21 protein-coding genes and 1 tRNA gene are annotated in these 17036 nt (G+C 71.9%); 9 read left to right on the forward strand and 13 right to left on the reverse strand.

What is annotated here, in order from left to right:
• The first annotated feature begins 94 nt into the window (after positions 1–94).
• Together FB554_RS08695 and FB554_RS08700 are read left to right on the forward strand one after the other, a co-directional pair.
• Positions 95–733, forward strand: coding sequence for a TetR/AcrR family transcriptional regulator (locus FB554_RS08695; protein ID WP_170206822.1), 639 nt, complete (start codon positions 95–97; stop codon positions 731–733).
• A 92-nt stretch (positions 734–825) separates the two neighbouring features.
• Entirely contained in the window at positions 826–3141 is a 2316-nt protein-coding gene (locus tag FB554_RS08700) for an MMPL family transporter (RefSeq protein WP_236022456.1), read from the forward strand.
• Positions 3142–3158: 17 nt separating this feature from the next.
• Here the strand turns inward: FB554_RS08700 and FB554_RS08705 are convergent, their stop codons facing one another.
• From FB554_RS08705 to FB554_RS08720, 4 genes are all read right to left on the reverse strand, one after another.
• Entirely contained in the window at positions 3159–3785 is a 627-nt protein-coding gene (locus FB554_RS08705) for a methyltransferase domain-containing protein (RefSeq protein ID WP_142005595.1), read from the reverse strand.
• On the reverse strand, positions 3782–4000 hold the full coding sequence (locus tag FB554_RS08710) for a CDGSH iron-sulfur domain-containing protein (protein WP_142005596.1): 219 nt from the start codon (positions 3998–4000) through the stop codon (positions 3782–3784). The genes FB554_RS08705 and FB554_RS08710 overlap by 4 nt, the downstream gene beginning before the upstream one ends.
• A complete protein-coding gene (locus FB554_RS08715) occupies positions 3997–5013 on the reverse strand; it encodes an iron-containing redox enzyme family protein (RefSeq protein WP_142005597.1) in 1017 nt (338 codons plus the stop codon). Before FB554_RS08715 ends, FB554_RS08710 begins: the two co-directional genes overlap by 4 nt.
• A gap of 170 nt (positions 5014–5183) precedes the next feature.
• A complete protein-coding gene (locus FB554_RS08720; protein ID WP_142005598.1) occupies positions 5184–5825 on the reverse strand; it encodes an isochorismatase family protein in 642 nt (213 codons plus the stop codon).
• Between the two features lie 93 nt (positions 5826–5918).
• Here FB554_RS08720 and FB554_RS08725 point away from each other — a divergent pair, with 93 nt between their 5' ends.
• Together FB554_RS08725 and fdhA are read left to right on the forward strand one after the other, a co-directional pair.
• Positions 5919–6254: a YnfA family protein gene (locus FB554_RS08725; RefSeq protein WP_142005599.1), complete on the forward strand. Its 336-nt coding sequence runs from the start codon at positions 5919–5921 to the stop codon at positions 6252–6254.
• A gap of 91 nt (positions 6255–6345) precedes the next feature.
• Complete coding sequence (gene fdhA / locus FB554_RS08730) at positions 6346–7560, forward strand: formaldehyde dehydrogenase, glutathione-independent (protein ID WP_142005600.1); 1215 nt, start codon at positions 6346–6348, stop codon at positions 7558–7560.
• A 6-nt stretch (positions 7561–7566) separates the two neighbouring features.
• Here fdhA and FB554_RS08735 read toward each other — a convergent pair whose 3' ends face one another.
• Entirely contained in the window at positions 7567–8832 is a 1266-nt protein-coding gene (locus FB554_RS08735; RefSeq protein ID WP_142005601.1) for a DUF2254 domain-containing protein, read from the reverse strand.
• Positions 8833–9063: 231 nt separating this feature from the next.
• On the opposite strand from FB554_RS08735, the gene FB554_RS08740 reads away from it, so the two are divergent.
• Together FB554_RS08740 and FB554_RS08745 are read left to right on the forward strand one after the other, a co-directional pair.
• Entirely contained in the window at positions 9064–9588 is a 525-nt protein-coding gene (locus FB554_RS08740) for a mycothiol transferase (protein WP_142005602.1), read from the forward strand.
• 28 nt (positions 9589–9616) lie between these two features.
• On the forward strand, positions 9617–9955 hold the full coding sequence (locus tag FB554_RS08745) for a TfoX/Sxy family protein (RefSeq protein WP_142005603.1): 339 nt from the start codon (positions 9617–9619) through the stop codon (positions 9953–9955).
• Positions 9956–9976: 21 nt separating this feature from the next.
• On the opposite strand, the gene FB554_RS08750 is transcribed toward FB554_RS08745, so the two are convergent.
• Positions 9977–10639, reverse strand: a complete 663-nt coding sequence (locus FB554_RS08750; protein ID WP_244937441.1) for a TetR/AcrR family transcriptional regulator — start codon at positions 10637–10639, stop codon at positions 9977–9979.
• Positions 10640–10742: 103 nt separating this feature from the next.
• Here FB554_RS08750 and FB554_RS08755 point away from each other — a divergent pair, with 103 nt between their 5' ends.
• Both FB554_RS08755 and FB554_RS08760 read left to right on the forward strand, forming a co-directional pair.
• Complete coding sequence (locus tag FB554_RS08755; protein WP_142005605.1) at positions 10743–11498, forward strand: SDR family oxidoreductase; 756 nt, start codon at positions 10743–10745, stop codon at positions 11496–11498.
• A 52-nt stretch (positions 11499–11550) separates the two neighbouring features.
• Positions 11551–11880: a nuclear transport factor 2 family protein gene (locus FB554_RS08760; protein WP_142005606.1), complete on the forward strand. Its 330-nt coding sequence runs from the start codon at positions 11551–11553 to the stop codon at positions 11878–11880.
• Positions 11881–12037: 157 nt separating this feature from the next.
• Here FB554_RS08760 and FB554_RS08765 read toward each other — a convergent pair.
• The 6 genes from FB554_RS08765 to FB554_RS08790 all read right to left on the reverse strand — a co-directional run bounded on the left by FB554_RS08765 (position 12038) and on the right by FB554_RS08790 (position 14663).
• Positions 12038–12110 (reverse strand) — tRNA-Ala (locus FB554_RS08765).
• A gap of 54 nt (positions 12111–12164) precedes the next feature.
• Complete coding sequence (locus FB554_RS08770) at positions 12165–12722, reverse strand: DUF4442 domain-containing protein (RefSeq protein WP_142005607.1); 558 nt, start codon at positions 12720–12722, stop codon at positions 12165–12167.
• Entirely contained in the window at positions 12719–13393 is a 675-nt protein-coding gene (locus FB554_RS08775) for a histidine phosphatase family protein (RefSeq protein WP_142005608.1), read from the reverse strand. The genes FB554_RS08770 and FB554_RS08775 overlap by 4 nt, the downstream gene beginning before the upstream one ends.
• Positions 13390–13752 carry a ribosome silencing factor gene (gene rsfS, locus FB554_RS08780; protein WP_142005609.1) on the reverse strand — a complete coding sequence of 121 codons (363 nt, stop codon included), beginning with the start codon at positions 13750–13752 and terminating at the stop codon, positions 13390–13392. The genes FB554_RS08775 and rsfS overlap by 4 nt, the downstream gene beginning before the upstream one ends.
• A 3-nt stretch (positions 13753–13755) precedes the next feature.
• Complete coding sequence (nadD, locus tag FB554_RS08785; RefSeq protein ID WP_268885504.1) at positions 13756–14364, reverse strand: nicotinate-nucleotide adenylyltransferase; 609 nt, start codon at positions 14362–14364, stop codon at positions 13756–13758.
• Complete coding sequence (locus tag FB554_RS08790; RefSeq protein ID WP_142005611.1) at positions 14361–14663, reverse strand: hypothetical protein; 303 nt, start codon at positions 14661–14663, stop codon at positions 14361–14363. The genes nadD and FB554_RS08790 overlap by 4 nt, the downstream gene beginning before the upstream one ends.
• Before the next feature lie 39 nt (positions 14664–14702).
• Here FB554_RS08790 and FB554_RS08795 point away from each other — a divergent pair, with 39 nt between their 5' ends.
• The gene (locus tag FB554_RS08795) at positions 14703–15656 is read left to right on the forward strand and encodes a glycosyltransferase family 2 protein (protein WP_142005612.1); all 954 of its coding nucleotides are present in this window, start codon (positions 14703–14705) and stop codon (positions 15654–15656) included.
• A 49-nt stretch (positions 15657–15705) separates the two neighbouring features.
• Here the strand turns inward: FB554_RS08795 and FB554_RS08800 are convergent, their stop codons facing one another.
• On the reverse strand, positions 15706–16977 hold the full coding sequence (locus FB554_RS08800) for a glutamate-5-semialdehyde dehydrogenase (RefSeq protein ID WP_142005613.1): 1272 nt from the start codon (positions 16975–16977) through the stop codon (positions 15706–15708).
• Positions 16978–17036: the final 59 nt, after the last annotated feature.

Genomic DNA, 17036 nt, shown 5'->3' on the forward strand with positions numbered 1-17036 from the left:
ATGCGCGGCGGCAGCCTCCCGCCCACCCGCCTGTGGTCGACGCCACATCCGCCCCGTTTGCACTCATCGCGCCTGGAGTGCAAAACTGCACTCTGTGTTGAAGAGTGCCAATCCGAACCTGACGGCCGCGGACCAGCGACGACTGGCCCGCCGCCTGCAGATCCAGGACGCCGCGCTGGAGCTGGTCATGCAGCACGGCTACGACGGCTTCACCATGGACGACCTCGCCGAGGCCGCCGGCGTCAGCCGGCGCACGCTGTTCAACCACGTCGCCGACAAGGAGTCCTCCGTCCTCGGGCCGATGGAGGAGGACGAGGACATCCCCGTCGTCGCGGAGTTCCGCGCGGGCGGCCCGACCGGCGACCTGATGCAGGACCTGGTCATCACCGCGCAGCGGATCATGGACGAGGCGCAGGAGGAAGACACCTGCGCCGTCGAGCGGCACCTGCGCGTCGAGGACGCCATGCGTCGCGACCCGAAGCTGATGGCGCTGGTGGACGCCCGGTTCGCCCGGTTCACCGCGCTCGCCGCCGAGGCCATCTGTGCGCGGCAGCAGTGGCCGGACGACGATCTGCGCGCCCGCGCCATCGCCACCGCCCTGCTCGCGCTGATCCGGCTCAGCCTGGAGGAGCTGCGCGACCGCCCCGACAACCCCGGGCTCGGCGACGCTTTCCGCGAGGTGATCGCCGCCTTCAACGACTGCGCCGACATCGCTCGGCCGCCGTCCGCCTGACCCGGCGCGCCGATCCGGCCGCGCCGACCCGAACGCTCGAACCCGAAACCCCTTAGCCCACAGACTTTTTCGAGGAGATCCCCGTGGCCACCATGCTCTACCGACTCGGGCGGACGGCCTACCGCCGTTGGCCGCTCGTGCTCGTCGGATGGCTCGTCGCGCTGCTCGCCGTCGGCGGTTTCGCCGCGACGCAGTCGAAGCCGATGACCAACGAGTTCACCATCCCCGGCATCCCGTCGCTGCAGGCGGCCGAGACCCAGCAGGAGCTGTTCCCCGGCAGCAAGAGCGCCGACGAGCAGGTCGACGGCCAGGTCGTCGTGCAGGCGCCGGCCGGGAGCACCCTGGCCGAGCAGCCGTACAAGGGCCAGGTGGACCGGCTGGTCACCGAGCTGCGCGGCACGCCCCAGCTGGCCCCGGGCGCGCAGGAGCAGATCGTCAGCCCGGTCGTCGCCGGGCCGGCACAGCGGCAGCAGATGGTGAGCGCCGCGACGAAGCAGGGGGTGCCGCAGGCCGTCGCCGAGCAGAACGCCCAGACGCTGTCGCCGCTGTCCCAGGACCGGCGTACGGGCGCCATCACCTTCTCGTTCGACACCGACGACCCGATGTCGGTCGAGCCGGCGACCCAGGCGTACGTCGAGCGCGCGGTGGAGCGCGCCGACGCGGACGGCCTGACCGTCGCGGCCGGCGGTCGCGGCATGGAGAAGCCCATCAAGCCCGGGGCGACCTCGGAGATGATCGGCGTCGGCATCGCCCTGATCGTGCTCGTGCTGACCTTCGGGTCGCTCGTCGCCGCTGGGCTGCCGATCCTGACCGCCATCACCGGCGTCGGCCTCGGCCTGCTCGGGATCACCGCTGCCACGGCGTTCTTCGAGCTCGCCGACACGACGATCACCCTCGCCTCGATGATCGGTCTCGCGGTCGGGATCGACTACGCGCTGTTCATCCTGTCGCGATACCGCACCGAGCTGCGGCACACCGACGACCGGGCGCACGCGATGGGCCGCGCCCTCGGCACCGCCGGGTCGGCCGTGGTCTTCGCCGGGCTCACCGTCGTCATCGCCCTGTCCGGGCTGTCGCTGCTCGGCATCTCCATGCTGACCTCGATGGGGCTCGCGGCCGCGGCCACCGTCGTCATCGCGGTGCTCGTCGCGCTGACCCTGCTCCCGGCGATCATGGGGCTGCTGAAGCACCGGGCGTTCGCCGGCCGCATCCGCCGCGACCCCGCCGCGTCCGACAGCGACCACCACTCGGTGAACGGGTCGGTGCGCCTCGGCCGCACCATCCGCCGCGCGCCGTGGCTCGCGGCCCTGCTCGTCGTCGTCGGCCTGGGCGCCCTGGCGCTGCCGGCGCAGAACATGTACCTCGGGCTGCCCTCCGACGCGACCGCCGAGGTCGGCACCAGCGCCCGCACCTCGGCCGACCTCGTCGCCGACGGGTTCGGCGCCGGCCGCAACGCCCCGATGGTCGCCGTCGTCGACGCGCGCGAGCGCAGCGACGACCCGCAGTCGCGCGCGATGTCGTTCAACGCCGTCGCCCAGTGGGCGGCGAACGACCCGGGCGTCGCCAACGCCCAGGTGGTCCAGGTCAACGAGTCCAGCGACGGCGGGATCGTGCTGATCACCCCGAAGACCGGCCCCGCCGACCAGGCCACCGACGACCTGCTGCAGCGGCTGCGCGACGGGCAGGGCACCATCGAGCGCTCCAGCGGCACCGACATCGGCATCACCGGCATGACCGCCATCCAGGCGGACATCTCCGAGAAGCTCAACGACGCCCTGCCGGCCTACCTCGCCATCGTCGTCGGCCTCGCGCTGCTGCTGCTGGTCGTGGTCTTCCGCTCGATCCTGGTGCCGCTGCTGGCCACCGGCGGGTTCCTGCTGTCGGTGCTGGCCACGCTCGGCGTGACCGTGAAGATCGTGCAGGACGGCCTGTTCGGCATCTTCGACCCGCAGCCGATCATGAGCTTCATGCCGACGATCCTCATCGGCATCGTGTTCGGGCTGGCGATGGACTACCAGGTCTTCCTGACCACCCGGATGCGCGAGGCGTACGTGCACGGCATGGACGCGCGCGACGCGGTGATCGACGGCTTCCGGCACAGCGGCCGGGTCGTGACCGCGGCGGCGCTGATCATGATCTCGGTGTTCGCGGCGTTCGCCTTCCAGGACAACGCGCTGATCTCCTCGATCGGCGTGGCCCTCGCGACCGCGGTCTTCCTCGACGCGTTCCTGGTGCGCATGGTGCTGCTGCCCTCGCTGCTGCTGATGCTGGGCGACAAGGCCTGGTGGATGCCGCGCTGGCTGGACCGGATCCTGCCGTCGGTCGACGTGGAGGGTGAGGCACTGACGAAGTCGCCGCCGCGCCACCTCGCCGCCGAGGACCGGGACGGCGAGCCGAGCCAGGTCTGAGTCGAGCCCGGCCCGGGTCAGTCCGGCAGGCGTACCAGGTCGACCAGCACACCGCGGGAGAACTCGCGCGTGGCCACCACGCTCAGCAGCGGAGGGGTCGCGAGCTGGTCGACCTGGTCGCGCGTCCCGAGCTGGAGCACCCCGTGCCCGCCGGGGAGCAGGTGGTCGGCCATGGCGCGCAGGCAGGTGCGGGCGACGTCGAGGCCCTGCGCTCCCCCGTCGATCGCGACGGGTGGGTCCTGCGGGAAGCGGGTGATCTGCGCGTGCGGGACCCACGGCGGATCGGCGAGGACGATCGCGAACCGGTCGTCGGGGTCGAGCACCTCGTCGATCCGGCCGCGGCGGGTCTGCACCTGGCCGTCGAGCCCGGCCGCGCGGGCGTTGGCCTCCGTCTGGCGCACCGCGACCGGGTCCTGGTCGACCGCGAGAAGCGACCGACCGGTGAGCCGGGCCGCGAGCAGGCCGATCTGGCCGGCGCCGCAGCACAGCTCCAGCAGGGCCCCGTCGGGTGCGTCGGCCGCGAGCTCGGCGGCCCACTCGGCCTGAGCGACGGTCCACTCCCGGGGCTGCAGCAACCGGTCGTCGGCGACGATGCGCAGCCCGCCGAACGCCGTGACCGAGGCGCCGGCCGCGGCGTCGCTCACCGCGGCTTGCGGATCGGTGCGGAGCTGCCGGTCGACCGCAGCAGCTTGTGGGTGCCGTCGCACCAGGGCGCGCTGCCCGAACGGCCGCAGACGCACAGCGCGACGACCGGGCGCGACACCTGGTGCTCGTTGCCCTCGGCGTCGGTGACCGTCGACGCCCCGCGCACGAGCAGCGGGCCGTCCGGGCACGGCTGCACCGAGATGTCCCCGCTCATGCGCTGGCCGCCTGCGGTGCCGCGCCCCACTGCTCGAGCTGCTCGGCGCCGGCGCGCGCGTCGAGCTCGAGGCAGGCGGCCGCTCCGAGGAGCACGTCCGCGCGCAGCGCGGGGTCCTCGGCGACAAGCGACCCGCAGATGTTGCGCAGGGCGAGCTGCTCGTGCACCGCGTCGGCCTCGACGTGCTCGTCGTAGTAGCCGGCGAGCTCCTCGGGCAGCCCCAGCCGGCGTACGCCCGCCGCGATCTTGCGCGACGGCAGCGAGCTGGTGGCCTCGAACACCGCGAGGTGGCCCATCGCGGCACCCCGCAACCGCCGGTTGAGGCCGAAGAGCGACATCAGGTTGTTCACCGCCAACGTGGTCGCGTCGGCGTCGTCGAGATAGGCGCCGTACGTCCGGTCCAGCCCGCAGGCCTCCAGGGCGTCGCCGAACAGCGTGGCGTGCAGGGCGGGCACGCGGCCGCCGCCGAACTCGTCGTACTGCAGCTCGGCCAGCGCCACCTTCGCGGCGCCGTCGATCCGCGGCACGACGAAGGCGTGCGGGTCGGACTCCTTGAGGTGGTAGATGCTGCGCTGGCGCAGGAACGCCAGCACCTGGTCGGCGGTGGCGTAGCGGCGCACGAACGCGGCCAGCGACGGGCTGTCGTCGGCGTCGATGAGCGCAGTGACCTGGTCGGCCACGTCGGCCTCGTCGTCGTCCGCGACCGCGTCCAGCCGGTCCTGCACGGCGCGGCGGACGTCGCGCTCGAACGCGGCCTCGAGCCGGTTGCGGGTCGCGATGACGCGCGGGTCCCACTCCAGCTCGGGAGCCACGTCGTCGAACCCGCGGTAGTGCAGCTCGTAGAGGCACCACAGGGCCAGCTGGACGTCGGCGTCGGCGAGGACGTCGGGCCCGCCGGGGCGTCGCGGGTCCACCTCGACCGTGATGTCGTCGACCTGGCGGTCACTGCCCTGCCCGCCCAGCAGGGCGAGCACCTGTTCGCTCACCGGCCCCCGGGACCGAGGTAGACGCACCTGTTCCACTCCTTCGCATGCCGGTCGCTGCCGCAGCAGCGACGAGGGTCGACCACGAGACTCGTGCGAACGACATTGCAGCACGGCGACCCGGGTGGCCGGTTCACCCCCAGGCGGGGTTGCGGGCCCGGGCGGAACGCGCCGGGGGCGGACCCAGCCTTGACCGCGCCTCAGCCCTCGGCCTCGTCCAGCTTCTGCTTCTCGGGGAAGTAGGCGTTCATGACCTCGCGCAGGTTGTCGGCGTCGTCGCGCGCCCAGTTGCGCATGAGCTCCGAGCCGAACGAGATCGCGGTGATCGGGTGGGCGCCGGCCTGGATCACCCGCTCGAGGGCGTAGTGGTGCGACTCGGGGCTGATGCCGCCGACGGCGTCGACGACCGGGTAGACCTCGAACCCCTCGGCGAGCATGTCCAGGGTCGGGAAGGTCATGCAGACCTCGGTCCACAGCCCCGCGATGACGACCTTGCGACGCCCCGTGGAGGTGATCGCCTCGCGGAAGTCGGCGTCCTCCCAGGCGTTCACGCCGGAGCGGTCGATCTCCTCGACGCCCGGCAACTCGTCCTTGATGACCTGGGCGGTCCCCTCGTTCTTGCCGAGGTCGACGCCGACGGTCGAGAGCACGACGGGGACGTCGTACTTCATCGCGAGACGGCACAGCGCGACGACGTTGAGGTCGATGCGCTCGCGGGTGCTGGAGGTGACCGTGCCGTACTGCTCCGGCTGGTAGTCGATGAGCGTCAGGACACAGTTCTGGGGGGTGAGCAGGTGGTCGGAGCGGGGGTCGCGGACCGGCTCGGGCTGGGTCTTGGCCATGGGCTCAGGCTACGGCGCCACGCCGCCGCCGGGGCCAGGACCTGCGGACCCGGCGACGGCGACGGGCCGCTCGCGCTGCGGCAGCATGGCGCCATGGATGTCGCCCGCTCGCTGGTCCTGTTCGTCGCCGCCGCGCTCGCCGAGATCGGCGGCGCCTGGCTGGTGTGGCAGGGCGTGCGCGAGCATCGCGGCTGGGCGTGGATCGGCGCCGGCGTGATCGCGCTCGGCCTCTACGGCTTCGTCGCCACCCTGCAGCCGGACGCCCACTTCGGGCGGATCCTCGCGGCGTACGGCGGGGTGTTCGTGGCCGGTTCGCTCGCCTGGGGCATGGTCGTCGACGGGTTCCGGCCGGACCGGTACGACGTCGCCGGCGCCCTCATCTGCCTCGCCGGGGTGGCGGTGATCATGTACGCCCCGCGCCCCGCCTGATCCTGTCCGTTCGGTGAGGAAATCGCCCGTCCGGTTGCCCGGGCGTCCCCGGCGGGGGACGGTGGAAGCCCGAGGACAAGGAGGTCCCGAGATGAGCGACTCCAACCGTGTCGTGGTGTACAAGGGCCCGGGCGAGGTGGCCGTCGAGTCGATCGACTACCCCAAGCTGGAGATCCCCCAGGAGGTCGCCTCGCACTTCGGCATCGCGCAGAAGGCACCGCACGCGGCGATCCTGAAGCTGGTGACCACGAACATCTGCGGCTCCGACCAGCACATGGTGCGCGGACGCACGACCGCCCCCGTCGGGCAGACGCTCGGCCACGAGATCACCGGTGAGGTGGTGGAGGCCGGCGAGGACGTGCTGTTCGTGAAGGAGGGCGACATCTGCTCGACCCCGTTCAACATCGCGTGCGGTCGCTGCCGGATGTGCAACGAGGGCAAGACCGGAATCTGCCTGAACGTCAACCCCGCTCGGCCGGGCGCGGCGTACGGCTATGTCGACATGGGCGGCTGGATCGGCGGGCAGGCCGACTACGTCATGGTCCCCTACGCCGACTTCAACCTGCTGCGGTTCCCCGACCGCGACCAGGCGCTGGAGAAGATCCTCGACCTGACGATGCTGTCGGACATCTTCCCCACCGGCTATCACGGCGCCTACACCGCCGGCACGACGACCGGATCGACGGTGTACGTCGCCGGCGCCGGCCCGGTCGGGCTCGCCGCCGCACACTCGGCCCAGCTGCTGGGCGCCTCCGTCGTGCTCGTCGGCGACATGAACCCCGAGCGGCTGCGCCAGGCCGAGTCGTTCGGCTGCGTCGGCATCGACCTCACGACCGAGGGTGACCTCGCCGACAAGATCGCCGAGGTGACCGGCGACCCGGTGGTCGATGCCGCGGTCGACGCGGTCGGGTTCGAGGCGCGCGGGCACGGCAAGGACGCCGACGAGGCGCCGGCGACCGTGCTGAACGACGCCATGACCGTCGCGCGGGCGGGGGCCGGCATCGGCATCCCGGGGCTCTACGTCACCGGCGACCCCGGTGCGGCCGACGACGCCGCGAAGGAAGGCACCCTGGGGGTGCGCCTCGGCCTCGGGTGGTCCAAGTCGAACTACTTCATCACCGGTCAGTGCCCGGTCAAGCAGTACAACCGGCAGCTGATGAACATGATCCTGGCCGACCGGACGCAGATCGCGAAGGCCGTCAACGCCACCACGATCTCGCTGGACGACGCCCCGCGCGGCTACGCCGACTTCGACCAGGGTGCCGCGCGCAAGTACGTCATCGACCCGCACGGCATGGTCGCCTGAGTCGGTCTAGGGGTCGGTGCGGGTGAGCTCGTCGGCCGACCCGATGCCCGAGCGGTCGGGCACCTTGACCGCCTCGGCGTCGAAGCCGGTCTGCGCGTCGCGCTGGCTCAGCTGGTCCAGCAGCTCCAGCTGCTGGACCAGCGGGGGCCGACGGTCCTCGGGCGCGATCGTGAGCAGGTCGTCCAGGGCAGCCCGGAGCCGGCGTACGACCTGGGGCGAGGCGGCGCCGGCCTGGCGCAGCTCGTCGAAGGCGATGCGGACGTACCCCGGCCACTGGATGGTCGGGACCACGAGGCGCACCTCGCCGTCGTCGTCGAGGTAGCGCCCGTCGTGCAGCGGCCGCTGCACGATGCGCCGCAGCACCTCGTGGATGCGGTCGATCGCCTGCACGGCGGTGGTCGGGTCCTCGAACGGACCCGCCGACAGCGTGCGGGCGCCGATGTCGACGAGCATGCGCAGGCCGTACGCCACGTCCTGGTTGAGCGTGCGCTCGGGCCCGACGTTGATGCACCTGGCGACGGCCGAGCGCGCGACGCCCGCCGGGTCGCCGTGGATCCGCACGAGGTCGCCACCCTCGGGCACGTAGTCACCGGTGGACCAGAGCAGCTCGAGGCGTACGCCGGCCCGCCGGGCCAGCTGCACCAGGCGATCGTGGTCGATGGCGAAGATGACCCCGCCTCGCGGGGCGGGGATCACCTGCGGGTCGTCGGTCTCGGCATCGGGGTCCGGCGGGTAGTTGCGGTCGAGCGAGCGGATGGTGTCCTTCGCCACCCAGCCGACGAGCGCGGCGGCGCGCAACGACTGCCCGATGTAGTTGATGTACCAGACCAGCGTGATCATGCACGCCATCCCCAGACCGATCGTGACCAGCACGGCCAGCCCGGGCACGACGGGGCCGCGGTCGCTCCGCACGACGCGCATGGTCAGGATCGCGTGGATGAACGTGCCGGCGAACAGTCCGATGGCGCACTGGCTCGGGCGGTCCTGCAGGATCTGGCGCACGATGCGCGGGGAGAAGCTGCCCATCGCCAGCTGCACGACGACGACCACCAGCGACAGCACCAGGCCGGTGAGCGTGAGCATTGAGAACGCGATGAGGTAGAGCATCTGGCTCGCCGCCGACGCGTCGCCGCTGATCGACTGCGGCACCAGCTCGCCGCGCGGGTCGAGCTGGACGGTCAGCAGGTTCAGGCCCGCCGCCGCCACCATGAACAGGAGCGGCACGACCCACAGACTCGTCTTCAGGTCGTGCTTGAGGTGGAACCAGCTCATCGACTCTCCCGCCCGTCCGATCGCTCCGGCGCTCGCTCCCGCCGGCGGGGGCAGGCGCCGACCGACCACCTTAGGTATCAGGTCCGCGCTTCCAGCTCACCCGAAAGCGCTCAAAGGTGGTCGAGCAGTGCGACCGATGGTGGTCGAGCAGCGCGACGAAGGAGCGCGGGTACAGCGAGCACCGGTCCGCATCCCTGACGAGGCGCCCCGACGATGGGTCATCCTGGAGCCATGAGCGACGACATCGACCTCACCCGCGACCTCCTGCGCGACGGTTTCGGCCGCGTGGCCGAAGGCGTACCCGCCGTCGTCGACGGCCTCTCCCCCGACCAGCTGCTCTGGCGCCCCGACGCCGACGCCAACCACATCGCCTGGCTGGTGTGGCACCTCGGGCGACAGCAGGACGGACAGGTCAGCCACCTCGCGGGTCGACGGTCGCTGTGGACCGGCGACGACTGGGTGGGCCGGTTCGCGCTGCCGTACGACCGCTCCGCCTCGGGATACGGGATGCCCAGCGACGACGTCGGCCGGTTCACGCTCGACGAGCCGCAGCTGCTCGTCGACTACTACGCCGCGGTGCACGCCATGACGACCGACGTCCTCGAGCAGCTGACGCCCGACGACCTCGGGGAGGTCATCGACACCAGCTGGGACCCGCCGGTCACCGCGATGGCGCGCCTGGTCTCGATCCTCGAGGACGCGACGAAGCACCTCGGGCAGGCGGAGTACGTCCGCGGCCTGGCCGAGCGCCGCTGACCCGACCGAACGCACCAGGGGGGACCCGATGGACCCGGACCAGGAAGCACTCGTCGAGGAGCTGCGCGCGCGACTGGCGGGCGAGTCACCGCTGCGCGAGGTGGCGATGTTCGGGGGGCGGTCGTTCATGGTGCGCGAGAAGCTCGCGGTCTGCGCCCTGAAGCACGGCGACCTGCTGGTGCGGGTCAGTCCCGACCGCGACGCCGACCTGGCTGCCCAGCCCGACGCGTCCCGCGCCGAGATGGGTGCCGGCCGCTCGATGGGCACCGGGTGGATCCGGGTCCCCGCGAGCGCCCTCGCCGACGAGCAGCGCCTGGACTTCTGGCTCGACGCGGCCCTGGAGCACAACCGCGCCGTGACCACGTAGCCCGCCGCGAGCGACGCCGGTTCAGGCGTCGCCTGCGCCGTCCTCCAGCCGCCGCGCCCATTCGATGAACAGCCTGGTCTCGCTGGCCCCCAGGACCTCCGGGTGCGAGGCCGCGCGCTCGATCAGCGAACGCGTCGCCTCCGAGGCCGACTCCTCCCCCGACGACGCGCCCGTGATCGCGGCGATCGTCCCGTCGCGCACGCTGGCGGACAGCTCGGGGTCGGCCTGGTCGAGGACGATCTGCCGCAGCGTCACGCCGATGTTGGCGACCAGCACGTGCGCGGCCGCCTGGTCCGGGTCCACCACGAGCCGGCCCTGCTCGGCGGCCTGGCGGGTGATGGAGCGCAGGATCTCGCTGGGCCGCCCCTGCGCCGGCGGGGAGTAGCCGGGCTGCACCTTGCCGTACATCAGCGTGTAGAAGCCCGGGTTCTCCAGCCCGAACGCGACGTGCGCGTCCCACCCCGCCCGCAGGTCCTGGATCGGGTCGCCGGAGGAGCCGACCGAGCCCTTGGCCTCGAGGTACATGTCGAACCCGCGCTCCACGACGGCCTCGATCAGCCCCTGCTTGCTGCCGAAGAAGTGGTACAGCGTCGGCATCTTCACCCCGGCCGCGTCGCACACCGCGCGCAGCGAGACCTCTTCGCCCGGAGCGGACGCGATCAGGTCCGCGGCGGCGTTGAGCAACCGCGTCCGTGTATCACTGTTCCGCTCCTCCGGCATGGTGTTACATTACCAGTGTGTAGCGCTGCTATAGCGATACATCACACCGATACAAGAGGAGCTGGACATGACGGAGCACACCCTCAACGGCAAGAACGTCCTCATCGCCGGGGGTGCCAAGAACCTCGGCGGCCTCATCGCCCGCCAGGTCGCCGATCAGGGCGCGAACGTCGCCATCCACTACAACTCGGAGTCCAGCCGCTCGGACGCCGAGCAGACGCTCGCCGCCGTCGAGGCGGCCGGTGGCCGGGGCGTGGTCCTTTCCGGCGACCTGACCAAGCCGCAGAACGTGACGAAGCTGTTCGACGACGCCACCGAGGCGCTGGGGCAGCTCGACGTCGCGGTCAACACCGTCGGCAAGGTGCTGCGCAAGCCGATCACCGAGACGTCCGAGGAGGAGTACGACGAGATGTTCGACGTCAACTCCAAGGCGGCGTACTTCTTCATCAAGGAGGCCGGCACCCACCTCGCGGACGGCGGCAAGGTCATCACCATCGTCACCTCGCTGCTGGCGGCGTTCACCGACGGCTACTCGACGTACGCCGGTGGCAAGAGCCCCGTCGAGCACTTCACCCGGGCGGCGGCAAAGGAGTTCGCCGAGCGCGGCATCTCGGTGACCGCGATCGCGCCCGGCCCGATGGACACCCCGTTCTTCTACGGTCAGGAGACGCCCGAGCGGGTCGAGTTCCACAAGTCGCAGGCGATGGGCAACCAGCTCACCAAGATCGAGGACATCGCGCCGATCGTGCGGTTCCTGTCGACCGAGGGCTGGTGGATCACCGGGCAGACCATCCTGGCCAACGGCGGCTACACCACCCGCTGAGCCGCACCGCCGCTCGCCAGCCCGAGCCACCACCAGCCACCAGGAGGCAGACATGAGCAGCACCGACATCCCCGAGCCCGTCGGCTCGTTCGTGGAGACCGTCAACCGGCACGACGGCGCCGGGTTCCTCGAGGCGTTCACCCCCGACGGCGCCGTCGACGACTGGGGCCGCACCTTCACCGGGCGCGAGGAGATCAAGGCCTGGAGCGACAAGGAGTTCATCGGCTCCGAGGGCACCCTGACGCCCGAGGAGGTCTTCACCGACGGCGACGAGCTCGTGGTCGTCGGCGACTGGCGCAGCAACCACGCCAACGGCCGCAGCCGGTTCGCCTTCCGCACCGAGGGCGACAAGATCGCGAGGATGACCATCCGCGAGGGCTGACCGACGCCAAGGACCGGCACCGAGCCGGCGGGCCGGCGTCCATCACCCGGCTCGGTGCCCACTGTCGTACGGCGCGCCTGCCGCACGACGCGAGAAGGCCCGGATCCGCAACGGATCCGGGCCTTCTCGTGCTGTACGTCCTCGCGGACGAACCGGGTGGAGCTGAGGGGATTCGAACCCCTGACCCCTTCCATGCCATGGAAGTGCGCTACCAACTGCGCCACAGCCCCGGGTGTCTCCGCTCTCGCGGTGACTGCCTCCGCTCTCGCGGCGACCGCCTTACTCTAGCGGGCGGATTCGGCCCCCTCCAAATCGGGTCGCGAAGCCCCTCGCTTGAGCCGGACGTAGACCTGCCGACGCGCGTGCGCGACCACCGTGCCGTCCTTCAGCGTGAGGTCGGTGTCGAACCAGCGCAGCACCTTCGCGCCCGACGCCGCCTCCCGCCGTACGTCCTCGGCCTCCTCGGGCGTGACCCGGAACGTGGCGTAGACGGTGCCCGCCCCGGGGCTGACGTAGCGGACCTGCGCCTCGGTGTCCCAGACGAGGTAGTCGGGCCCGAGCTGACCGATGAGCAGCAGCGCGTTGAACGCGTCGCTCATCGCGCCGATCGACCCGCCGAACGCGGTGCCGTGGTTGTTGCGGTTGAACGGCGTCAGCAGCAGCTTGACCCGCACCTCGGTCCAGTCGTCGGTCCAGCCGTAGATCCGCAGCCCGATGCCGAGGAACGGCGGGTAGAGGTTCATCACGCGCCACTGCTGCTTGGGCGTCATGCTCAGCGAGCGCTCCCGCCCGACGTGCGCGCGCGAGCGCACCACCCGGTTCAGCATCGAGGCCACACTCATCGCGCCACTCCCTGGTTCCACCGGTCGATCCGCCAGCCGAACCGGTGCTCTACGAGCTCGGCCCAGCAGCAGTTGTGCAGTCCGCCGAGCGCCATCCAGGCCGTACGCTGGTCGATCCCGACCAGGTCGGCCGCCAGCGCCCGCCCGGTCACCCCGTGCGTGGTCACCACCGCGGTCTCCCCCTCGGCGAGCTGCTCGGCCACCTCGCGCAGCGCCGGGCGACCCCGCTCGACCACCTGGCCGACGGTCTCACCGGTCACGCCGCGCGCCGGGTCCTCGCCGCGCATGACCTGGTCCTGCAGGTCGGGGTATCGCTCGGCGACGTCACCGGCGGTGAGCCCCTGCCACTCCCCCACGTGGATCTCGCGCAGCCTCGGGTCGACGCGCGCCTGCAGCCCCGTCACCTGCGCCAGCGCGTCGGCCGTGGCGGCCGCGCGCAGCAGGTCGGAGGTGACCAGCAGCGTCGGGCGGTACGTCGCCAGCACCTCGGCCGCGGCCCTCGCCTGCTCGCGTCCCACCTCGGACAGCTCGGTGTCGAGCTGCCCCTGCCAGACGCCGGAGGCGTTCTGGTTGGTCTGCCCGTGCCGCCACACGACGATGCGGCGCTGGCCGGAGCCGGCGCGCATGAGCCGTTCGGACGGGCCCGGGACCGGCTGCGTCTCGCCGCTCATCCCGCCAGGTCGAGGTCGAGGACCGGGCAGTCGCGCCAGAGCCGCTCGAGGGCGTAGAACTCACGGTCCTCGTCGTGCTGCACGTGCACGACCAGCTCGCCGAAGTCGAGCAGCACCCAGCGTCCGTCGCGCCGGCCCTCGCGCCGGATCGGCTTGGCGCCCAGCTCCAGGAGACGCTCCTCGACACCGTCGACGATCGCGTTGACCTGGGTCTCGCTGCTGCCGGAGGCGATGACGAACACGTCGGTGAGGGCCAGCTGGTCGCTGACGTCGATCGCGGTGATCGACGTCGCCTTCTTCTCGTCGGCGGCGGCCGCGGCGGCCTGCGCCAGCTCGGTCGCGCGCTCGGTGGCGGCCACGATCTAGACCTCCTGCAGTTCTCCGGCACCGGGCCGGTAGAGGTTGTACTTCCCGATGTACTGCACGACGCCGTCGGGCACGAGGTACCAGACCGGTTCGCCGTTGGCGACCCGCTCGCGGCAGTCGGTGGAGCTGATCGCCATGGCGGGCACCTCCTGCAGCTCGACCTCGTCCTCGGGCAGCCCCTCGTCGGTGAGCTCGTGCCCCGGGCGCGTCACGCCGATGAACTTGGCGAGGTCCCAGAGCTGGTCGACGCCCTTCCAGGACAGGATCTGCGCCAGCGCGTCGGCGCCGGTGATGAAGAACAGCTCGGCGTCGGGCCGCTGCCGCTTCAGGTCACGCAGGGTGTCCAGGGTGTACGTCGGTCCCGGCCGGTCGATGTCGACCCGGCTGACCGTGAAGCGCGGGTTGGACGCGGTCGCGATCACCGTCATCAGATAGCGGTGCTCGGCCTCGGTGACCCGCTTGCCCGCCTTCTGCCACGGCTGACCGGTGGGCACGAAGACGACCTCGTCGAGGTCGAACAGGGACTGCACCTCGCTCGCGGCGACGAGGTGGCCGTGGTGGATCGGGTCGAACGTCCCGCCCATCACGCCGACGCGCGAGCTCAGTGTGAACCCGCGCTGCTCTGCCGGTCGGCGCCCTGCCGGTCGGCACGGTGCCCGTCACCGGTCCGCCGGTCGCCCGCCCGCTCGTCGGCGGTGCGCTGCGCGTGCGAGTCCCGGGTGTGCTGGGCGTTGAGCTGCTGCTCCAGGCGGGGCGCACTGTTGCGGAAGGCCCACAGCAGCGCGAGCAGGGCGAGGAACATGCCGAGGGTGACCAAGCCGTAGGCGATGGGCGGCCAGGGCAGCGACTCCTCGCCGCCGGCCGCCTCGGTCTGTCCCGCGAGCGAGAGGAGCGAAGCCGTCATGCGGCCCAGCGTAACGGGTGGCCATACGATGCTCGCATCATGAGTCTGGAGCTGTCCGTCGTCGTACCGATGTACAACGAGCAAGAGGTGCTCCCCCTGTTCGTCGAGCGGCTCCGACCGGTGCTCGACGCCACCGGCGCCGACTACGAGGTGCTCGCCGTCGACGACGGCTCCCGCGACCAGACCCCCGTGCTGCTGCAGCGCTTCCTGCGCGACTGGCCGCAGCTGCGCGTGGTGCGGCTGCGCGCCAACGCCGGCCACCAGGCGGCGATCTCGGCCGGCCTCGCCGCCGCCCGGGGCGACTGGGTGGCGACGATCGACGCCGACCTGCAGGACCCGCCCGAGGTCATCGCCGAGATGCTCGAGGTCGGCCGCCGCGACGAGGTCGACGTCGTCTACGGCGTGCGCGGCGACCGCACCAGCGACTCGCCGTTCAAGCGGCGCACGGCCCGCGGCTTCTACCGGGTGATGCGCACCCTCGGCGACGTCGACGCCCCGGTCGACGCCGGCGACTTCCGGCTCATGTCGCGCGCGACCGTCGACGCCGTGAACGCCCTGCCCGAGCAGGGCCGCGTGCTGCGGCTGATCGTGCCGACGCTGGGCTTCCCCTCGACCTCGATCAGCTATCGCCGCGACGAGCGCGCGGCCGGCGAGTCGAAGTACCCGCTGTCCAAGATGCTCAAGCTCACCCTCGACAGCGTCACCGGCTTCTCGCACGCCCCGCTGCGGCTGGCCACCTGGTTCGGGCTGGCGGGCTTCGTCGTCGCCACCGGGCTGCTCGTCTACGCCCTCGCCGCGAAGCTGCTCGACGTCACCGTGGCGGGCTGGACCTCCACCGTGGTCATCGTCGCCGGTTTCGCGGCGGTGCAGCTGCTGTGCCTGGGCATCCTGGGTGAGTACGTCGGGCGCATGTACACCGCGCAGCAGGCCCGCCCGACCTACTACGTCGCCTACGACTCGCTGGAGCCCCGGCAGGGCGAGCAGGGCAGGTAGCCCCGCGACGGCGGCGTACGCCGGTGAAGGCGTGCGCCGGGCGCACGTCCTACGCGCGCACCTGCCCGTCGCCCTGCACGATCCACTTGGTGCTGGTCAGCTCCTGCAGCGCCATCGGACCCCGCGCGTGCAGCTTCTGCGTGGAGATCCCGATCTCGGCCCCGAAGCCGAACTCGCCGCCGTCGGTGAACCGGGTGGAGGCGTTGACCATCACCACCGCGGCGTCGATCTCGGCGACGAATCGCCTTGCCGCAGAACGGTCTTCGGTGACGATCGACTCGGTGTGCTGACTGCCGTACGTCGTGATGTGCTCGATCGCCGCGTCCAGGCTGGGGACCACGCCCACGCTCATCTCGAGCGCGAGGTGCTCGGCCGCCCAGTCCTCGTCGGTGACGGCGTCGTACGCCGCCCCCGCCTGCTCCGCGAACGTCGCCGTGCGCTCGTCGCCGTGCACCAGCACCCCGGCGCCGCCGAGCTCGGCGAGCACCTTGGGCAGGAACTCCTCGGCGACCGCCTCGTGCACCAGCAGCGACTCGGCGGCGTTGCACACGCTCGGCCGGTGGGTCTTGGAGTTGACCGCGATGGCGCGCGCCATGTCGAGGTCGGCGGCGGCGTCGACGTAGACGTGCACGTTGCCGATCCCGGTCTCGATCACGGGCACCGTGGCCGTCGTGACGACCGTCTGGATCAGGTCGGCCCCGCCGCGCGGGATGACCAGGTCGACCAGGCCGCGGGCGGTGACCAGCGCCCGCACGTCGTCGCGGCCGCCCTCGAGCAGCTGCACCGCGTCGGCGGGCAGCCCGCGCTCGGCGAGCGTGCCGCGCAGCACGTCGACCAGCGCCGCGTTGGTGCTCGCGGCCGCGCTGCCCCCGCGCAGGATCATCGCGTTGCCCGACTTCAGGCCGAGCCCCGCCGCGTCGACGGTGACGTTGGGCCGGGCCTCGTAGATCATTCCGACGACACCCATCGGCACCCGCACCTGCGTGATCTGCAGTCCGTTGGCCAGCGTCGAGCCGCGCACCACCTCACCGATCGGGTCGGGCAGCGCCGCGAGGTCACGCAGGGCCTGCGCCACCGCGCTCACCCGCTCCGGCGTGAGCCGCAGCCGGTCCAGCAGGTTGGCCCGGGTGCCGGCCTCCTCGCCGCGGCGGACGTCGTCGGCGTTGGCCGCGACGACGCGCTCGCTCGCCTGCTCGACCGCGTCGGCCATCGCGAGCAGCGCGGCGTCCTTCTCGGCGCGCGGCAGCAGCGCCAGGCGACGGGAGGCGACCCGCGCCGCCTCGGCGGCGACCCGCACCCGCTCGACGGACTCTTCGCTCATGCCTCCAGCGTACGAGCCGCCCGACTCCCGCGCCCGAGGCAGCCGAGTCCTGGGCACAC

It is taken from the genome of Barrientosiimonas humi, assembly GCF_006716095.1.
GTDB lineage: Bacteria > Actinomycetota > Actinomycetes > Actinomycetales > Dermatophilaceae > Barrientosiimonas > Barrientosiimonas humi.

Bases quoted from the DNA above. Each gene is read 5' to 3' on its own strand.
- FB554_RS08735 (WP_142005601.1), bottom strand. From the start codon at position 8,832: ATGAGCTGGTTCCACCTCAAGCACGACCTGAAGACGAGTCTGTGGGTC.
- FB554_RS08725 (WP_142005599.1), top strand. From the start codon at position 5,919: ATGGATGTCGCCCGCTCGCTGGTCCTGTTCGTCGCCGCCGCGCTCGCC.
- FB554_RS08710 (WP_142005596.1), bottom strand. From the start codon at position 4,000: ATGAGCGGGGACATCTCGGTGCAGCCGTGCCCGGACGGCCCGCTGCTC.
- FB554_RS08745 (WP_142005603.1), top strand. From the start codon at position 9,617: ATGGACCCGGACCAGGAAGCACTCGTCGAGGAGCTGCGCGCGCGACTG.
- FB554_RS08720 (WP_142005598.1), bottom strand. From the start codon at position 5,825: ATGGCCAAGACCCAGCCCGAGCCGGTCCGCGACCCCCGCTCCGACCAC.
- FB554_RS08775 (WP_142005608.1), bottom strand. From the start codon at position 13,393: ATGAGCGGCGAGACGCAGCCGGTCCCGGGCCCGTCCGAACGGCTCATG.
- FB554_RS08800 (WP_142005613.1), bottom strand. From the start codon at position 16,977: ATGAGCGAAGAGTCCGTCGAGCGGGTGCGGGTCGCCGCCGAGGCGGCG.
- FB554_RS08700 (WP_236022456.1), top strand. From the start codon at position 826: ATGCTCTACCGACTCGGGCGGACGGCCTACCGCCGTTGGCCGCTCGTG.
- FB554_RS08770 (WP_142005607.1), bottom strand. From the start codon at position 12,722: ATGAGTGTGGCCTCGATGCTGAACCGGGTGGTGCGCTCGCGCGCGCAC.
- FB554_RS08755 (WP_142005605.1), top strand. From the start codon at position 10,743: ATGACGGAGCACACCCTCAACGGCAAGAACGTCCTCATCGCCGGGGGT.
- fdhA (WP_142005600.1), top strand. From the start codon at position 6,346: ATGAGCGACTCCAACCGTGTCGTGGTGTACAAGGGCCCGGGCGAGGTG.
- FB554_RS08760 (WP_142005606.1), top strand. From the start codon at position 11,551: ATGAGCAGCACCGACATCCCCGAGCCCGTCGGCTCGTTCGTGGAGACC.
- FB554_RS08795 (WP_142005612.1), top strand. From the start codon at position 14,703: ATGAGTCTGGAGCTGTCCGTCGTCGTACCGATGTACAACGAGCAAGAG.
- FB554_RS08790 (WP_142005611.1), bottom strand. From the start codon at position 14,663: ATGACGGCTTCGCTCCTCTCGCTCGCGGGACAGACCGAGGCGGCCGGC.
- FB554_RS08740 (WP_142005602.1), top strand. From the start codon at position 9,064: ATGAGCGACGACATCGACCTCACCCGCGACCTCCTGCGCGACGGTTTC.